The sequence below is a fragment of the Salipiger pallidus genome, from assembly GCF_014643635.1.
GTDB lineage: Bacteria > Pseudomonadota > Alphaproteobacteria > Rhodobacterales > Rhodobacteraceae > Salipiger > Salipiger pallidus.
In genome coordinates, this window is the sequence record NZ_BMJV01000007.1 from 85,888 (window position 1) to 100,739 (window position 14,852).

Consider the following 14,852-nt stretch of genomic DNA (forward strand, 5'->3'; position numbering starts at 1 on the left):
AGCCTCCGATGCCGGCATCGGCCACCGGACTTGGCGATCGCCCGAAGAAGCGCTCCTTCCTCGATCGTCACGCCATCCTCGAGAAGAACGTCACGCTTCTGGCCATCTTCGCCTTCCTCGTGGTGACCATCGGGGGGCTCGTGCAGATCGTCCCGCTGTTCTACCTCGAGAACACCATTGAGGACGTGGAGGGCATGCGCCCCTACACGCCTCTCGAGCTGGCGGGGCGCGAGGTCTACATCCGCGAGGGCTGCTATGTCTGCCACAGCCAGATGATCCGGCCCATGCGCGACGAGGTGGAACGCTACGGCCACTACTCGCTGGCGGCGGAATCGCAGTACGATCACCCGTTCCAATGGGGGTCGAAGCGCACCGGGCCGGACCTTGCCCGCGTCGGTGGCCGCTATTCCGACGACTGGCACGTGGATCACCTGCGCAACCCGCAGTCCGTGGTGCCTGAATCGGTGATGCCCAAGTACGGCTTCCTCGAGACCGCCTATGTCGAGGGCGAGCATATCGAGGACCTGATGGCCACCCACCAGTTCGTCGGTGTGCCCTACACCGACGAGCAGATCGAGAACGGCCAGCGCGATTTCCTCGCCCAGGCCGATCCCGACAGCGATGGCTACGATGACCTCGTGGACCGCTACGGCGAGGTCAACATCCGCAACTTCGACGGGCAGCCCGGGGTTTCCGAGGCCGACGCCCTGATTGCCTACCTGCAGATGCTCGGAACGCTGGTCGATTTCTCGACCTTCGAACCCGACGCAAGCCGCTGAGGAGTCCGGACATGGATCACTATTCCGCCCTTCGCCACTTCGCGGACAGCTGGGGACTGCTGGCAATGTTCGTGTTCTTCCTTGGGGTCATCGTCTGGGCCTTCCGCCCGGGCAGCCGCAAGGAACATCACAACGCCGCCACCATCCTGTTCCGCAACGAGGACAAACCCGCCCCGAGCGAGCAGGACTGAGGACCGAAGACAATGAGCGACAACAAGCAAAAGAGAGACGATCTCGACTACGAGACGACCGGTCACTCCTGGGATGGGATCGAGGAATACAACAAGCCCCTGCCCCGCTGGTGGCTGATCGTGTTCTACCTCTCCATCGTCTGGGGGATCGGCTATTCCATCGCCTACCCCGCATGGCCGGGCATCAAATCCGCCTCTGCAGGTCTGCTGGGCTGGTCGACCCGCGGCGACGTGGAACAAGCCATCGAGGATCACGCCGCAGAGCTGGCGCCGATCAACGAACAGCTTGCCTCGGTCGAGCTGACGGCCATCTCGGACGATCCACAGCTGAGCACCTATGCCCAGAACGCGGGTGGTGCGATCTTCCGCACCTGGTGCGCGCAATGTCACGGATCGGGGGCTGCGGGGGCCAAGGGCTATCCCAACCTGCTCGACGACGACTGGCTCTGGGGCGGCACGATGGAGGACATCCACTACACCGTTACCCATGGCATCCGGAACGAACAGGACGATGACGCCCGCTTCAGCCAGATGCCCTCTTTCGGGCGGGACGATCTGCTGGCCGATGAAGAAATCGAGCAGGTGGCCAACTTCGTCATGGACCTTTCGGGCCAGACCCCGCCCTCGCCGGACATGGTGGATGCCGGAGCCGAGGTCTTCGACATCAACTGTTCCTCCTGCCACGGTGAGGACGGCACCGGCGACCGCTTCCAGGGCGCGCCGAATCTGACGGACGCGATCTGGCTTTACGGTGGCAGCTATGACGCCATCCACGAAAGCGTCTGGAATGCCCGCTTCGGCGTGATGCCCCCCATGGGCGGCGCCGACCTGTCCGAGGCCGAGATCCGCGCCGTGGCCACCTATGTCCACGGGCTGGGCGGCGGCGAGGCGTCCGAGTAACGGAACACCTTCGGGTTCCCGAGCCCGGAGGCCAGCGCCGGTGTCCGCAGCAGTTAGCGCGTTTCCAACGGGCACCGGCGCAAGAATTTCCAGAAGGGGCGCTTCCGAAAGGAGGCGCCCCTTTCCCTTGGGCCAAAGGGCAGGACGTCATCGGACCGGCAAACCAAAGCGCCCTCATCCCGAATAGCAAGGCGCATCCGGGAGCCGCTGGAACACGTGCGACCGACGGGTATAGCGCGGCACGCAAGTGCGGGATTTTACTGCGGGTGCAGATTGGTCGGTGAAGCGTTGGCGACCTGCCCTTCGGGACCGGGGCCTGTGGCGCCCCCAGCCCGACAAGCCTCCGCAGACCGTCTCAGGCAGTCTCCGGCGAGCGGTTGTTCCCCTGCCTAAGCCACCACGCTTTTTGCGGACAAGCTCAGCCCGCCAGATCCGCCAGGTTGGCATCAAGCAGCGCTTGCTGATCGATCGGTGTCAGCCCTTCGTCGAGAATGTCGCAGATCACCTCGAAGGTCGCGGCGGCCTCGCCATCAGACACGGTCTGCCATATCCGTTCAGACCCCGCGACCGCGACATCGAGCAGATCCCCACGAACGGCATCAAGATCGCTCTCCGGCAGATCGAGCGCGACGGTGACAGCGCCGATGCCCTGCCGGGGCAGGTTCTCTTCGTTCGCGTAGCGCTCGAAGTTGTCAAAGAATTCCTGCTGGATACCGGACGACACTGCGCGCGTCACGATTTCCAGGATGGGGCGCAACAGGGCCTTGGTCTGCTGGCTTCCTTCCACGGCCTCAAGCGCATCCAGCATCACGGTCTGGCCACGAAGGCTCGCGGGGAGGGTCAATTCAAGTCTCACTCTGGCGAATATCTCCCGGCAACGGTTGCTTTGATGCAACCTATCGTGACGCGAAGGCATGACAAGGTGAACCCGCTGTGCATCTTTTCGGCGCGCCCCGGTCCGACCCCGACGAAGGGCACCTGCACGCCACGCAACCGAGGTCATCTCGGGGGCCGAGACGTCCGGCATCCCCGCTTCGGGCAACCCGGCGGCATCCCCCCGGGACTTCCCCACCGGCGCATGCTACGAGGCCCCCGACAGGAGGCCTGCATGACCATCACCCATGAAGACGAACTCGCAGCACTCAGAATCATCGGCCGGATCTGCGCCAACACCATGCAGGCCATGGCATCAGCCATCGTGCCCGGCATGACCACGCGCGAGCTTGACGACATCGGTCGCCGCCTGCTCGAGGCCGAGGGCGCGGTCTCGGCGCCTGAAAGCGTCTACGCTTTCCCGGGCGCCACCTGCATCAGCGTCAACGAGGAGGTCGCCCACGGCATCCCAGGCGATCGCATCATCAAGGCCGGAGACCTCGTGAACATCGACGTGTCTGCCTCCAGGGATGGATATTTTGCCGACACGGGCGCCAGCTTCCGGGTGGCTGATGTCCCTCGGATCCTGGAAAAGCTGTGCAAGGACGGCAAGCGCGCCATGCAGGTCGGGATCGACCAAGTGGCCACCGACAAACCCATCGCCGGCATCGGCAACGCGATTGAGAAGTTTGCCACGCAGCGCGGCTATACCTTGATCCGGAACCTCGCCAGCCACGGGGTCGGCCATTCGCTGCACGAGTATCCCGAAGAGGTCGCCACCTGGGCCACGAAGGGCGACCGCCGCCGCATCACCAAGGGGCTTGTCCTGACGGTCGAGCCGTTCCTGTCGACCGGCGCGGTCTGGGCCGAGAACGGTGACGATCCTTGGACGCTCTACAGCGATCCCTGCGCGCCGGTCGTCCAGTATGAACACACGGTGGTGGCCACCGACAGCGGCGCAATCATCATCACGCTTCCCGGCTGAACGGCCCCGAGCGCAGCCTCTCGTCCCGGCGCAGGCGCTCTTCGCGCAGCGCCTCCCGAGACGGCGCAGGCGGCGTCCAGCGATCCCGGGCGCGGTCTACCCTGCTGGCGGTCATGAAAGATTTCGCAAAGATCCCAAGCATCGCGTTCTCCTTTCGCTCTTTGATCTGTCTCACATATTGCGCCAAAGGCGATTTCGGGCCAGTCAGGAACCCTGACACCATGTAAGTGAGACTTTCATGAACTGGTCTACGCTACCGCCCCTCTCGGCCCTTCGGGCCTTTGCCGCCTACGCGCAGCACCGCTCGGTCGAAGAGGCGGGCGCGGCGCTCAATGTCAGCCATGCCGCCATCAGCCAGCAGATGCGCAATCTCGAGGCGCACATGGGCCTTGCCCTCCTCGACCGGCAGGGGCGGCGCATGACACTCACCGCCGATGGCGAACGGCTGGCCGAGGCGCTGATCGATGGCTTCGGCCTCATCTCCCGCACCGCAGACGAGCTGACGGGCCGCGACGCCGACCGACCCTTGGAAATTTCAGCCACGCCTGGCTTTGCCTCCACTTGGCTGATGCCCCGCCTGCCCGATTTCCGCGCCCGCCACCCCGAGCTCAACCTGATGATCGACCCCTCGAGCCAGGTGCGCAGGCTCGAGCCGGGCGGGCTCGACGTGGCGATCCGCTACGGGGACGGCAACTGGCACGGGCTCGAAGCCGAACGGCTGTTCCTGTCGCCCATCGTGGTGGTCGCAGCGCCCGCGCTGGTGGGCGAGCGTCAGACCGTCAGCCCTGCCGACCTGCGCAGCCTGCCATGGCTGCAGGAGCTGGGCACCAACGAGGCCACCGACTGGTTCGCCGAGCACGGCATCGAACAGAACCGCGCTATCGGTCTTACCGCCCTGCCCGGCAACCTCATGGTCGAGGCCGCGCGGCTGGGGCAAGGCGTCATCGTCACCGCACGGCTTTTCGTCGAGGCGGACATCCGCGCCGGACGCCTTCGCCTGCTGTTCGAGGACGACCGAAAGAAAGGCTACTGGATGGTCACCCGCCCCGGCATCGCCCGGCCGCCGCTGCGCCAAATCACCGCTTGGCTGCGACGAGAAGCCGCGAAAGCTTCATCACAGATGTGAGAATTGATGCAGGTCAAAGCCGGCAGGCGGCGACAGGGCCAAAAGGGCCGAAGCCAAGCACGCAAGCCGGAGCCTTTCCCGTGGCCGATACCAACAATTCCGCCCCATCCCTCTACGAATCGCGCGAGCCGATCTTTCCACGCCGGGTGAAGGGCAACTTCCGCACGCTCAAGTGGTGGCTGATGGGGCTGATGCTGGGCATCTATTACATCACGCCATGGCTGCGCTGGGATCGGGGGCCTGAGCTGCCCGATCAGGCGGTGCTGCTTGATCTTGCGCACCGGCGGTTCTTTTTCTTCTTTATCGAGATCTGGCCGCACGAGTTCTACTTCGTCGCCGGTTTGCTGGTCATGGCGGGGCTTGGTCTGTTCCTCTTCACCTCGGCGCTGGGGCGGGTGTGGTGTGGCTACGCCTGTCCGCAGACCGTCTGGACCGACCTCTTCATTCTTGTGGAACGCTGGATCGAGGGTGACCGCAACGCCCGCCTGCGCCTGCACCGGCAGAAAAAGTGGGATGTCCGCAAGGCCCGGCTGCGCGTCACCAAGTGGGCGGCGTGGCTACTGATCGCGCTGTTCACCGGCGGGGCGTGGGTGTTCTACTTCACCGATGCGCCGACGCTGCTCGTGGATCTCGTGACCGGTCAGGCGCACCCGGTGGCCTATACCACCATCGCCGTGCTCACCGGGACCACCTTCGTCTTCGGCGGTTTCGCCCGCGAGCAGATCTGCATCTACGCCTGCCCATGGCCGCGCATCCAGGCCGCCATGATGGACGAGGACACGCTGACCGTGGGCTACCGCGACTGGCGGGGCGAGCCGCGCGGCAAGCACCGCAAGGGCGAAGGGGCGGACAAACTGGGCGATTGCATCGACTGCAACGCCTGCGTCAACGTCTGCCCCATGGGCATCGACATCCGCGACGGCCAGCAGATGGCCTGCATCACCTGCGCCCTGTGCATCGACGCCTGCGACGACGTGATGGACAGGATCGGCAAGCCGCGTGGCCTTATCGACTACCTTGCCCTGTCGGACGAGACCCGCGAGCGCGAAGGCCACGCCCCCCGCGCGGTCTGGAGCCACGTGTTCCGCCCCCGGGTGATCCTCTATACCGCGCTATGGTCTCTGGTGGGCGTCGGCCTGCTGGTGGCGCTGGTGCTGCGCCCGGACGTGGAGATGACCGTCGCCCCGGTGCGCAACCCCACCTTTGTGGTCCTCTCGGACGGGTCGATCCGCAATACCTACGACGTGCGCCTGCGCAACAAGCACGGCGAAGACCGGCCCTATGCGCTGTCAATCATCGGCAATGACACGCTGCAGATCGCCCTTGAAGGTGAGGACGGCCTGATCACCATGGTGCCCGCCAACGAGACCTACCTGCAGCGCGTCTACGTCACCGCCCCCTCTGGCAGCGCCGAGGCGCAGGACGAGCGGACCGAGTTCGAGCTGCGCCTCGAGGACACCACAACCGGCGACGATGCCACCACCGAAACCGTCTTCAACGGAAGGGACAACGGATGACCACCTCCACCAAGCGGCAATTCAGGCTGACCGGCTGGCATGTGCTGGCGATGTTCGTGGCGGCCTTCGGCGTCATCATCGGGGTCAACCTCACGCTGGCCTTCAACGCGGTCTCGACCTTCCCCGGCCTCGAGGTGCCCAACTCCTACGTCGCCTCCCAGACCTTCGACGATCGCCGCGCCGCGCAGGAGGCGCTTGGCTGGACCGTCGAGGCCAGCCACGACAACGGTGAGGTGATCCTCGCCATCACGGACCCCAAGGGCTACCCGGTGCAGCCGGCGAGCCTTGGCGCCAAGATCGGCCGCACCACCACCGCCCGCGACGACCGCACGCCGGAGTTCCGGTTCGACGGGCGTGCGTGGATCGCCGATGATCCACTGGCGCCGGGAAACTGGACCGTGTGGCTGACCGCCCGCGCCCATGACGGCACCGAGTTCCAGCAGCGGCTGGACCTGCACGTGAAAGGCTAACGCCATGACTGCCACGATGCGCGCCCCCGTCTCGGCCTGCCCGGCCTGCGCAGCCGCCCCCGCCGCCGAGGCGCTGGCGGCAGCCTCTGCGCCCACCGAGGCGCGGCTGGCCCTGTCCCTGCCGACGATCCACTGCGCGAACTGCATCCGCGGCGTCGAAGAGGCGCTGGCGAAGGTGCCGGGGGTACGATCCTCGCGGGTGAACCTCACCCTGCGGCGGGTCAGCATCGACGCCGATCCGTCGCTGAGTGCCCAAGACCTCATCCCCGTGGTCGAGGCGGCGGGATTCGAGGCGCATGAACTCGACGCGACCGCACTGGCCGCCACCCGCACCGACCGGGCGGGGCGCGATCTGCTGATGCGGCTGGCCGTGGCGGGGTTCGCCATGATGAATGTCATGCTGCTGTCGATCTCGGTCTGGTCCGGGGCCGAGGGCCCCACCCGCGACATGTTCCACTGGGTGTCGGCGGCGATCACCCTGCCCGCCATCGCGTTTTCCGGGCAGATCTTCTTTCGCAACGCGTGGTCGGCGCTGAAAGCCGGGCGGCTCAACATGGATGTGCCCATTGCGCTGGCCATCGGGCTGGCGGTGGTGACATCACTTTGGGAGACATCGCTGTCGGGTGAGCACGCCTATTTCGACGCGGCCATCGCACTGACCTTCTTCCTGCTTACCGGGCGCTACCTCGACCACCGCACCCGGTCCATCGCCCGCTCTGCCGCCGAGGAGCTGGCGGCGCTCGAGGTGCCGCGCGCGTGGCGCGTCACGGCAGAGGGCGAGGAGCAGGTCTCCGTTGCCGATCTGCGCGTGGGCAATCTGCTGCATGTGCGCCCCGGCGGGCGGATGCCGGTGGATGGCGAGATCATCGAAGGCCAGTCCGAGCTGGATCGTTCGCTGCTCACCGGCGAGACGCTGCCGGTCTATGCCGCCCCCGGACGGGCGGTGAGCGCGGGGGAGGTGAACCTTACCGGGCCGCTGACCGTGCGAGCCACCGCCGTGGGGCGCGACAGCTCGCTCCAGCGGATGGCGGATCTGGTGGCGGTGGCCGAGTCGGGCCGGGCCAACTACACGCCCCTCGCCGACAGGGCGGCCAAGCTCTATGCGCCGGGGGTGCATATCCTGTCGGCGCTGGCCTTCGCGGGCTGGCTGGTCTGGAGCGGCGATCTGCGCATCGCCCTCAACATCGCGGCGGCGGTGCTGATCATCACCTGCCCCTGTGCGCTTGGGCTGGCGGTACCGGCGGTGACCACGGCGGCCTCGGGACGGCTGTTCCGCAAGGGGATGCTCATCAAGGACGCAACCGCGCTCGAGCGGCTAGCCGAGGTCGACACGGTGGTCTTCGACAAGACCGGCACGCTGACCGCCGGGACGCCCCGGGTGACGAACCTGTCCGATTTCCCGGATGGGGAGCTTGCCGTGGCGCTGGCGCTGGCGGCGGGGTCGTCGCATCCGCTGTCGGTGTCTCTGACGGAGGCGCTGAGGGCGCGCGGCATCCTGCCCGCGAAGGTCACGGGCGTGACCGAGGTGCCGGGGCATGGCACCGAAGGGATGCTGGACGACCAGCGCGTACGGCTGGGCCGGGCGGCCTGGACCGGGGGCGGTGCGAGCGGGTTGACCTCGAGCTGGCTGCAGGTCGGCGATGCGCCCGCGCGGGCCTTCACCTTCGAGGACAGCCTGCGGGACGGCGCCGAAGAGGCGGTGTCGGGCCTGCTGGCATCGGGCAAGAGAGTTACCCTGATCTCGGGCGATACCGCGCCCAGCGTCGAGGCGCTGGCGCTGCGGCTGGGCATTCCGGAGTGGACCGCCGAGGCCCTGCCCGAGGACAAGGCCGCCCGCATCCGGGCGCTGACGAACGAGGGCGCGCATGTGCTGATGGTGGGGGACGGGCTGAACGATACCGCCGCGCTGGCACAGGCGCATGTGTCTATCTCCCCGGCATCGGCGCTGGATGCGGCGCGGGTGGCGTCGGACATCGTGCTGCTGGGCAAGTCGCTGGAGCCGATCCCCGGCGCACTGGGGCTGGCGGAGCGGGCGACAAGGCGCATCCGGCAGAATTTCGGCATCGCCACATGGTACAATGTCATCGCCGTGCCGCTGGCCATCGCGGGCCTCTGTTCGCCGCTCATCGCCGCGCTTGCCATGTCGGCGTCGTCGATTACCGTGTCGCTCAATGCGCTGCGGCTGAAATAGGCCACCGGAAGGGACGCCATGAATATCCTGCTCTACCTCATCCCGATTTCACTGGTGCTTGGCGGGTTGGGACTTTTGTTCTTCGTCATCACCATCCGGACGAAGCAATACGACGACCCCGAGGGCAATGCCGCGCGTATCCTGTCGGGCCAGTACGATGACGCGCCGAAGCAGGACTGAGGCTGTGCCTAGGGGCGGCGGCGGACAGGGGGGCGCTGCCCCCCTCGGCGCAGGGCGCCTCACCCCCCGGGATATTTGAGGTCAAAGGAAATCCGGGAGAGGTTGCCTGTGCCCTGCTGCATGGATGATCCCGGTCCTGGGGGTGTTCAGGCCGAAAGTATCATGTCGGCGGCTTTTTCGGCGATCATGATGGTGGGGGAGTTGGTGTTGCCACTGACGATGCGGGGCATGACGCTGGCGTCTACAACGCGCAGGCCGGCGATACCCTTCATTCGGCATTGTGCGTCGAGGGGGGCTGTTTCATCCATCCCCATCCGGACCGTGCCCACAGGGTGGAAGATCGTGGTGCCAACGTCTCCGGCGGCGCGGGCGAGGTCTTCGTCGGTCTGGTAGGCATTACCCGGCTTGACCTCTTCGGGGGCGTATTTGGCCATCGGTCCTTGCGCCATGACCCGGCGCGACAGGCGGATGCTGTCAATGGCGGTGCGGCGGTCGCCTTCGGTCGAAAGGTAGTTCGGGGCGATGACCGGGGGCGTTGTGGCATCGTTTGAAGCGATGGTGACCGTGCCACGGCTTTCAGGGCGCAGGTTGCACACGCTCGCGGTGATCGCAGGATAGCTGTGCAGGGGCGAGCCGAATGCGTCGAGCGAGAGAGGCTGAACATGGAACTCCACGTCGGCGGTTGCCAAGCCCTCGCGGGATTTCGCGAAGGCCCCGAGCTGCGAGGGGGCCATGGACATCGGCCCGGTGCGGCGGGCGACGTATTCGAGTCCGATGGCCAGCTTGCCCATCAGTGAATTGGCCATCTGGTTCAGGGTCTTCGCTCCGGTGAGACGCCACGCGCAGCGCAGTTGCAGATGGTCCTGCAGGTTGGCGCCGACGCCGGGCGCGTCTTGGGCGACCTCGATCCCGTGCTCGCGCAGCAGCGCCCCGGGGCCGATGCCCGAGAGCTGCAGGATCTGCGGCGAATTCACCGCCCCCGCCGACAGGATGACGTCGCCGCCGCAGCGCGCCTCGTGGCGCTTGCCGCCCTGTTCGTAGCGCACGCCGACCACCTTGCGACCCTCGAAGATGAGGCCCAGCACATGGGCATGGGTTTCGACGCGCAGGTTGTCGGTGTCCGTGGTCCGCAGGAAGGCCTTGGCGGTGTTCATCCGCCAGCCATTGCGCTGATTGACGCGGAAATATCCGACGCCTTCGTTGTCGCCGGTGTTGAAGTCGCTGACCTTGGGGATGCCCGCCTCGGCGGCGGCCTCCATCCAGTCATCGAGCACGGCCCAGTGCAGACGCTGGTTCTCGACCCGCCATTCGCCCCCTGCCCCGTGATGATCGCTGGCGCCTTCGACGAAATCCTCGGAGCGCTTGAAATAAGGCAGCACGTCATCCCAGCCCCAGCCCGCAAGTCCCATCTGCTGCCAGCCGTCGTAATCCGCCGCCTGTCCCCGCAGGTAGAGCATCCCGTTGATTGACGAGCAGCCGCCCAGCACCTTGCCGCGCGGATAGATCAGCGACCGGCCGTTCAGCCCCGCATCCGGCGCGGTACCGTAGCACCAGTCCGTGCGCGGGTTGTCGATGCAGTAGAGATACCCCATCGGGATATGGATCCAGTGGTAGGTGTCGCGCCCCCCCGCCTCGAGCAGAAGCACCCGGCGGCCCGCCTCGGACAGCCGTTTGGCCAGCACGCAGCCCGCGCTGCCCGCTCCGATGATGACATGATCCCAGGACATTGGCGCCTCCCCTCGCAATTGTCTGACAATTGATAGACCGAGGACCGGCGGGGTGCAACAGGGCTCAGACCGGCAGGGCAGTTGTCTTGAAGACAGTCTTGAGCGCGAAACTCGATTGCATCTGCGCCACCCCGGGCAGGCGGGCGAGATGCTGGCGGTGGATGCGGGCGTAGTCCTCAGTGTCCTGCGCAATTATCTTGAGGATGTAATCCGCGCTGCCCGCCATCAGGTGGCATTCCAGCACGTCCGGAATGCGTGACACGGCCTTTTCGAAGGCATCCAGCACCTCATCGGCTTGCGTGCTGAGGGTGATCTCGACGAAGACCGTGGTGGGCATGTTCATGCGCCGCGCATCCAGCAGGGCCACATACCCCCTGATGAAGCCATCCGCCTCGAGCCGCTGAACCCGGCGGTGACAGGCGGAGGCCGAGAGGTTCACCTGCTCCGACAGATCGGCATTCGACATGCGCCCCTGCTTTTGGAGCACGCGCAGGATGCGCAGGTCGGTGTCATCGAGACTGGGGGAGATTTCTTTCAAGGAGTGCGGCATTCTTCGAAGGTTCTGCGACATTGTGCGCAAACACCGCACCAAATCCGCAAAGAAAATGCAAGCGAAGCGCGGCAGGATTATTCCATAACTTGCCCTCACAACATGGAAGAGGACGAAAATGAAGCTTGGATGCCCCACCGAGATCAAGCCGCAGGAATATCGGGTGGGCCTGACGCCCAACGCCGCCCGCGAGGCGGTGGCCCACGGGCACGAGGTGCTCATCCAGTCGGGCGCCGGGATCGGCGCCGGGTTCGAGGATGCCGATTACATCGCCGCCGGCGCGCGCATCGTCGACACCGCAGCCGAGATCTTTGCCGAGGCCGAGATGGTGGTTAAGGTCAAGGAACCCCAGCCCGCCGAGCGCGCCATGCTGCGCCCCGGCCAGCTGCTGTTCACCTACCTGCACCTTGCCCCGGATCCCGAACAGACGCAGGATCTGCTGCGCTCGGGGGCGACCTGCATCGCCTATGAGACGGTGAGCGACCGCATGGGCGGGCTGCCGCTGTTGGCGCCGATGTCCGAGGTTGCGGGGCGGCTTGCGCCGCAGATGGGCGCCTGGGCGCTGCAGAAGGCGAACGGCGGTCGCGGCGTACTCCTGGGCGGCGTGCCCGGGGTCGGCCCGGCCAAGGTCGTGGTGCTGGGCGGCGGCAATGTCGGCACCCACGCCGCGCGGATCGCCGCGGGAATGGGCGCGGAGGTCACCGTGCTCGACCGGTCGCTGCCGCGGCTGCGCTACCTTGACGACGTCTTCGCAAGCCAGTTCCGCAACCGCTATTCCACCGAAGGTGCCGTGGCCGAACTGCTGGCCGAGGCGGACATGGTGATCGGCGCGGTGCTGATCCCCGGGGCTGCCGCGCCCAAGCTGGTGACGCGGGAGATGCTGGCAGACCTGAAGCCCGGCTCGGTTCTCGTGGATGTCGCCATCGATCAGGGCGGCTGTTTCGAGACCTCGAAACCCACCACCCATGATGATCCGGTCTACGAAGTGGACGGCATCCAGCACTATTGCGTGGCGAACATGCCCGGCGCAGTGCCGCGCAGTTCGACCATCGCGCTTGGGAACGCCACCCTGCCCTTCGTGCTGGCGCTGGCGGACAAGGGCTGGAAGGCGGCCTGCGCTGCCGATCCGCACCTTGCCGAAGGGCTCAACGTCCATGACGGGCGGCTGACCAACGCTGCCGTTGGCGCGGCGCTGGGGCTTGAGGCGATCAGCCCGGCCGAGGCGCTGGCGCTCTGAACTAAGGCGGCCCGGCACTCCGCGAGGTGGCCGGGCCGTTTCATGTCGGGACGTCAGGGCTCGCAGAACAACGGGCCAGAAAACGGACGATCAGGGAACGGCGGGTCAGAGCACGACGATGCCGTCGTGCTTGGCCTTGTGCTCGGGCTCAACGTGGATGGTCACGCGGCTCTTCTCGAAGGCGGCATGCAGCGCGGTTTCGATCCTGTCGCAGATGTCATGGGCGGCATCCACAGTCATCTCGCCCGGCACCACGAGGTGGAATTCCACGAACAGGGCAGACCCGGCGCGGCGCGAGCGCAAATCATGCGCCTCGACCGCGCCGTCGGCATTGGCGGAGATCAGGGAGCGGATCTGCTCAACCTCGCCCTCGGGCGCGGCCTCGTCCATGAGGCCACCGACGGAATGGCGCATCACCTGCCAGCCGGACCAGATGATGTTCACCGCGACCAGCGCCGCCAGCAGCGGATCGAGCCACGCCCACCCCGTAAGCACTGCCGCCGTCACGCCCACGGTGACGCCCACCGATGACACCACGTCGGTCAGCAGGTGCTTGCCATCCGCTTCGAGCGCCGGGGAGTTGAGCCGCCGACCATTGCGGATGAGCACCGTGCACCAGATCGCGTTGATGACGCTGGCCACGATGTTGATGGCAAGACCAAGCCAAGGTGCCTCGATGATGCGCGGGTCGTTCCACGCATGCCATGCCTCGCGCAGGATGAGGATGGCGGCGACCACGATCAGCACGCCTTCGAGCACGGCGCTGAAATACTCGGCCTTGTGATGGCCGAAGGGGTGGTCCGCGTCCGGGGGCTGCTGGGCGATGTTCAACGCCAGCAGGGCGGCCAGAGCGGTGGCCACGTTGACGATGCTTTCCAGCGCATCCGACAGCAGCGCGACCGACCCGGTCAGCCACCACGACAGCGTCTTGATCCCGAGGACCACGATTCCGACAGCCACGCTGCCGGCGGCGATTTTCATGGCTTGGGTCATCGGCCTCTCCGCGTCTTGCGGGCCTGATAATCAGGTGCGGCAGGGCGCGCAACAACGCCCCGGCGCATGGCGGCCTCCCGCTGGGGGGAGGCCATTTTCACTGGACCTGCCTCACTTTTTGAGGGCGTCGCGAATCTCGATCAAGATGTCGATCTCCGAGGGGCCGGCAGGCACCTGCGGCACCACCTCGGCGGGCTTTTCGGCGGCGGCCTTGATGCGGTTGACCATCTTCACCAGCATGAAAACCACGAAGGCGATGATGAAGAAGTTGATCACTGCCATAACGAACTTGCCCGCGGCAAAGACCGGCGCACCCGCTTCCATCGCCGCCTCGCGCGAGACGTAGGTTTCCCCGTCGAGCACGTAGAACCAGCCCGAGAAATCAATACCGCCGGTGAACAGCGCGATGATCGGGTTGATGATGTCGCCCACAAGCGATTGCACGATGGCAGTGAAGGCGGCACCGATGATGATGCCGACGGCCATGTCCATGACGTTGCCCTTGGCAATGAACGCCTTGAATTCATTTATCATGCTGTCTGTCCCCGGAGAATGGCCCGGCCCTTTGCCGGTACTTTTGGTTGACCTTGCGTCGGTGATGGCACGGGGGCGGGACGTTGAAAACAGGCAATGCGCCCGCCTGCCCCGCCCGGAGGATCGGTCAGCCCGGAAGCACGCCGGTTTCCACGTAGCGCAGGATCGACACCACCTCTTCGGGGGTGCGGGTCACCGCGAGGGCGGCGGCGTCCACTTCCTTGAGGGCGTGATCGTGTTCCGGCGGCTGCAGGATGATGAGCGACTTGCCCAGCGCCGCGGCCATGCCCGCATCGAAGGCGGCGTTCCACTGCTTGTATTTCTCACCGAAGCGCACGACGATCACGTCCGCGTCGGCGATGGCCTTGCGGGTGCGGATGGCGTTGATCTGCGCGCCCTTGCGGTCATGCCAGAACTTGTCCGCCTCGGCCCCGAGGATCGCCACGCCGCAATCGTCGCTGGCGTCATGGTCGGTCACCGGCGAGGTGAAGTAAAGGTCGAGCCCGCGCGCGCCGGAGATGATTTTCTCGCGCCAGTCGGTGTGGATCTCGCCCGAGAGGTAGATGTTGAGGGCCATTGCGGCGTCCTTTCCGGTGAAC

The 14,852-nt window shown here is 66.2% G+C and carries 17 protein-coding genes; 10 read left to right on the forward strand and 7 right to left on the reverse strand.

From position 1 onward, the window contains the following. Positions 1–8: 8 nt before the first annotated feature. Genes ccoO through ccoP form a run of 3 tightly spaced genes read left to right on the forward strand, consistent with a single transcriptional unit; the run spans position 9 to position 1,870 of the window. Positions 9–779, forward strand: coding sequence for a cytochrome-c oxidase, cbb3-type subunit II (gene ccoO, locus IEX41_RS16480; protein ID WP_229673317.1), 771 nt, complete (start codon positions 9–11; stop codon positions 777–779). Positions 780–790: 11 nt separating this feature from the next. Continuing rightward, entirely contained in the window at positions 791–970 is a 180-nt protein-coding gene (locus tag IEX41_RS16485; protein ID WP_188791373.1) for a cbb3-type cytochrome c oxidase subunit 3, read from the forward strand. A 12-nt stretch (positions 971–982) separates the two neighbouring features. Next, complete coding sequence (gene ccoP / locus IEX41_RS16490) at positions 983–1,870, forward strand: cytochrome-c oxidase, cbb3-type subunit III (protein ID WP_188791374.1); 888 nt, start codon at positions 983–985, stop codon at positions 1,868–1,870. A gap of 418 nt (positions 1,871–2,288) precedes the next feature. Here ccoP and IEX41_RS16495 read toward each other — a convergent pair whose 3' ends face one another. Further along, positions 2,289–2,726 (reverse strand): hypothetical protein, encoded by a 438-nt coding sequence (locus IEX41_RS16495; protein WP_188791375.1) that lies wholly within the window; start codon positions 2,724–2,726, stop codon positions 2,289–2,291. Positions 2,727–2,978: 252 nt separating this feature from the next. Between IEX41_RS16495 and map the strand changes: the two genes are divergently transcribed. After that, the gene (map, locus tag IEX41_RS16500) at positions 2,979–3,728 is read left to right on the forward strand and encodes a type I methionyl aminopeptidase (protein WP_188791376.1); all 750 of its coding nucleotides are present in this window, start codon (positions 2,979–2,981) and stop codon (positions 3,726–3,728) included. Here the strand turns inward: map and IEX41_RS16505 are convergent. Then, on the reverse strand, positions 3,712–3,870 hold the full coding sequence (locus IEX41_RS16505) for a hypothetical protein (protein WP_188791377.1): 159 nt from the start codon (positions 3,868–3,870) through the stop codon (positions 3,712–3,714). The two genes, map and IEX41_RS16505, sit on opposite strands and share 17 nt — an antisense overlap. 96 nt (positions 3,871–3,966) lie before the next feature. Here IEX41_RS16505 and IEX41_RS16510 point away from each other — a divergent pair, with 96 nt between their 5' ends. The 5 genes from IEX41_RS16510 to ccoS all read left to right on the forward strand — a co-directional run bounded on the left by IEX41_RS16510 (position 3,967) and on the right by ccoS (position 9,212). Further along, a complete protein-coding gene (locus IEX41_RS16510; RefSeq protein WP_188791378.1) occupies positions 3,967–4,854 on the forward strand; it encodes a LysR family transcriptional regulator in 888 nt (295 codons plus the stop codon). An 80-nt stretch (positions 4,855–4,934) separates the two neighbouring features. Next, positions 4,935–6,371 carry a cytochrome c oxidase accessory protein CcoG gene (ccoG, locus tag IEX41_RS16515; RefSeq protein ID WP_188791379.1) on the forward strand — a complete coding sequence of 479 codons (1,437 nt, stop codon included), beginning with the start codon at positions 4,935–4,937 and terminating at the stop codon, positions 6,369–6,371. After that, positions 6,368–6,841, forward strand: a complete 474-nt coding sequence (locus tag IEX41_RS16520; RefSeq protein WP_188791380.1) for a FixH family protein — start codon at positions 6,368–6,370, stop codon at positions 6,839–6,841. Before ccoG ends, IEX41_RS16520 begins: the two co-directional genes overlap by 4 nt. A gap of 4 nt (positions 6,842–6,845) precedes the next feature. After that, positions 6,846–9,032 carry a heavy metal translocating P-type ATPase gene (locus tag IEX41_RS16525; protein WP_188791381.1) on the forward strand — a complete coding sequence of 729 codons (2,187 nt, stop codon included), beginning with the start codon at positions 6,846–6,848 and terminating at the stop codon, positions 9,030–9,032. An 18-nt stretch (positions 9,033–9,050) separates the two neighbouring features. Then, complete coding sequence (gene ccoS / locus IEX41_RS16530) at positions 9,051–9,212, forward strand: cbb3-type cytochrome oxidase assembly protein CcoS (protein WP_188791382.1); 162 nt, start codon at positions 9,051–9,053, stop codon at positions 9,210–9,212. Positions 9,213–9,358: 146 nt separating this feature from the next. Here the strand turns inward: ccoS and IEX41_RS16535 are convergent, their stop codons facing one another. Then, positions 9,359–10,939 (reverse strand): GMC family oxidoreductase, encoded by a 1,581-nt coding sequence (locus tag IEX41_RS16535; RefSeq protein WP_188791383.1) that lies wholly within the window; start codon positions 10,937–10,939, stop codon positions 9,359–9,361. Between the two features lie 64 nt (positions 10,940–11,003). After that, positions 11,004–11,489 carry an Lrp/AsnC family transcriptional regulator gene (locus IEX41_RS16540; RefSeq protein ID WP_188791384.1) on the reverse strand — a complete coding sequence of 162 codons (486 nt, stop codon included), beginning with the start codon at positions 11,487–11,489 and terminating at the stop codon, positions 11,004–11,006. A 118-nt stretch (positions 11,490–11,607) separates the two neighbouring features. On the opposite strand from IEX41_RS16540, the gene ald reads away from it, so the two are divergent. Continuing rightward, the gene (ald, locus tag IEX41_RS16545; RefSeq protein WP_188791385.1) at positions 11,608–12,726 is read left to right on the forward strand and encodes an alanine dehydrogenase; all 1,119 of its coding nucleotides are present in this window, start codon (positions 11,608–11,610) and stop codon (positions 12,724–12,726) included. A 105-nt stretch (positions 12,727–12,831) separates the two neighbouring features. Here ald and IEX41_RS16550 read toward each other — a convergent pair whose 3' ends face one another. The 3 genes from IEX41_RS16550 to IEX41_RS16560 all read right to left on the reverse strand — a co-directional run bounded on the left by IEX41_RS16550 (position 12,832) and on the right by IEX41_RS16560 (position 14,830). Then, complete coding sequence (locus IEX41_RS16550) at positions 12,832–13,719, reverse strand: cation diffusion facilitator family transporter (protein WP_188791386.1); 888 nt, start codon at positions 13,717–13,719, stop codon at positions 12,832–12,834. Positions 13,720–13,830: 111 nt separating this feature from the next. Next, positions 13,831–14,253 carry a large conductance mechanosensitive channel protein MscL gene (gene mscL / locus IEX41_RS16555; protein WP_188791387.1) on the reverse strand — a complete coding sequence of 141 codons (423 nt, stop codon included), beginning with the start codon at positions 14,251–14,253 and terminating at the stop codon, positions 13,831–13,833. A gap of 127 nt (positions 14,254–14,380) precedes the next feature. Continuing rightward, entirely contained in the window at positions 14,381–14,830 is a 450-nt protein-coding gene (locus IEX41_RS16560) for a YtoQ family protein (RefSeq protein ID WP_188791388.1), read from the reverse strand. Between the last annotated feature and the right edge of the window lie 22 nt (positions 14,831–14,852).

Coding starts and splice junctions, on each gene's coding strand:
- ccoO (WP_229673317.1), top strand. CDS start 9: ATGCCGGCATCGGCCACCGGACTTGGCGATCGCCCGAAGAAGCGCTCC.
- IEX41_RS16485 (WP_188791373.1), top strand. CDS start 791: ATGGATCACTATTCCGCCCTTCGCCACTTCGCGGACAGCTGGGGACTG.
- ccoP (WP_188791374.1), top strand. CDS start 983: ATGAGCGACAACAAGCAAAAGAGAGACGATCTCGACTACGAGACGACC.
- map (WP_188791376.1), top strand. CDS start 2,979: ATGACCATCACCCATGAAGACGAACTCGCAGCACTCAGAATCATCGGC.
- IEX41_RS16505 (WP_188791377.1), bottom strand. CDS start 3,870: ATGCTTGGGATCTTTGCGAAATCTTTCATGACCGCCAGCAGGGTAGAC.
- IEX41_RS16510 (WP_188791378.1), top strand. CDS start 3,967: ATGAACTGGTCTACGCTACCGCCCCTCTCGGCCCTTCGGGCCTTTGCC.
- IEX41_RS16520 (WP_188791380.1), top strand. CDS start 6,368: ATGACCACCTCCACCAAGCGGCAATTCAGGCTGACCGGCTGGCATGTG.
- IEX41_RS16525 (WP_188791381.1), top strand. CDS start 6,846: ATGACTGCCACGATGCGCGCCCCCGTCTCGGCCTGCCCGGCCTGCGCA.
- ccoS (WP_188791382.1), top strand. CDS start 9,051: ATGAATATCCTGCTCTACCTCATCCCGATTTCACTGGTGCTTGGCGGG.
- IEX41_RS16535 (WP_188791383.1), bottom strand. CDS start 10,939: ATGTCCTGGGATCATGTCATCATCGGAGCGGGCAGCGCGGGCTGCGTG.
- IEX41_RS16540 (WP_188791384.1), bottom strand. CDS start 11,489: ATGCCGCACTCCTTGAAAGAAATCTCCCCCAGTCTCGATGACACCGAC.
- ald (WP_188791385.1), top strand. CDS start 11,608: ATGAAGCTTGGATGCCCCACCGAGATCAAGCCGCAGGAATATCGGGTG.
- IEX41_RS16550 (WP_188791386.1), bottom strand. CDS start 13,719: ATGACCCAAGCCATGAAAATCGCCGCCGGCAGCGTGGCTGTCGGAATC.
- mscL (WP_188791387.1), bottom strand. CDS start 14,253: ATGATAAATGAATTCAAGGCGTTCATTGCCAAGGGCAACGTCATGGAC.
- IEX41_RS16560 (WP_188791388.1), bottom strand. CDS start 14,830: ATGGCCCTCAACATCTACCTCTCGGGCGAGATCCACACCGACTGGCGC.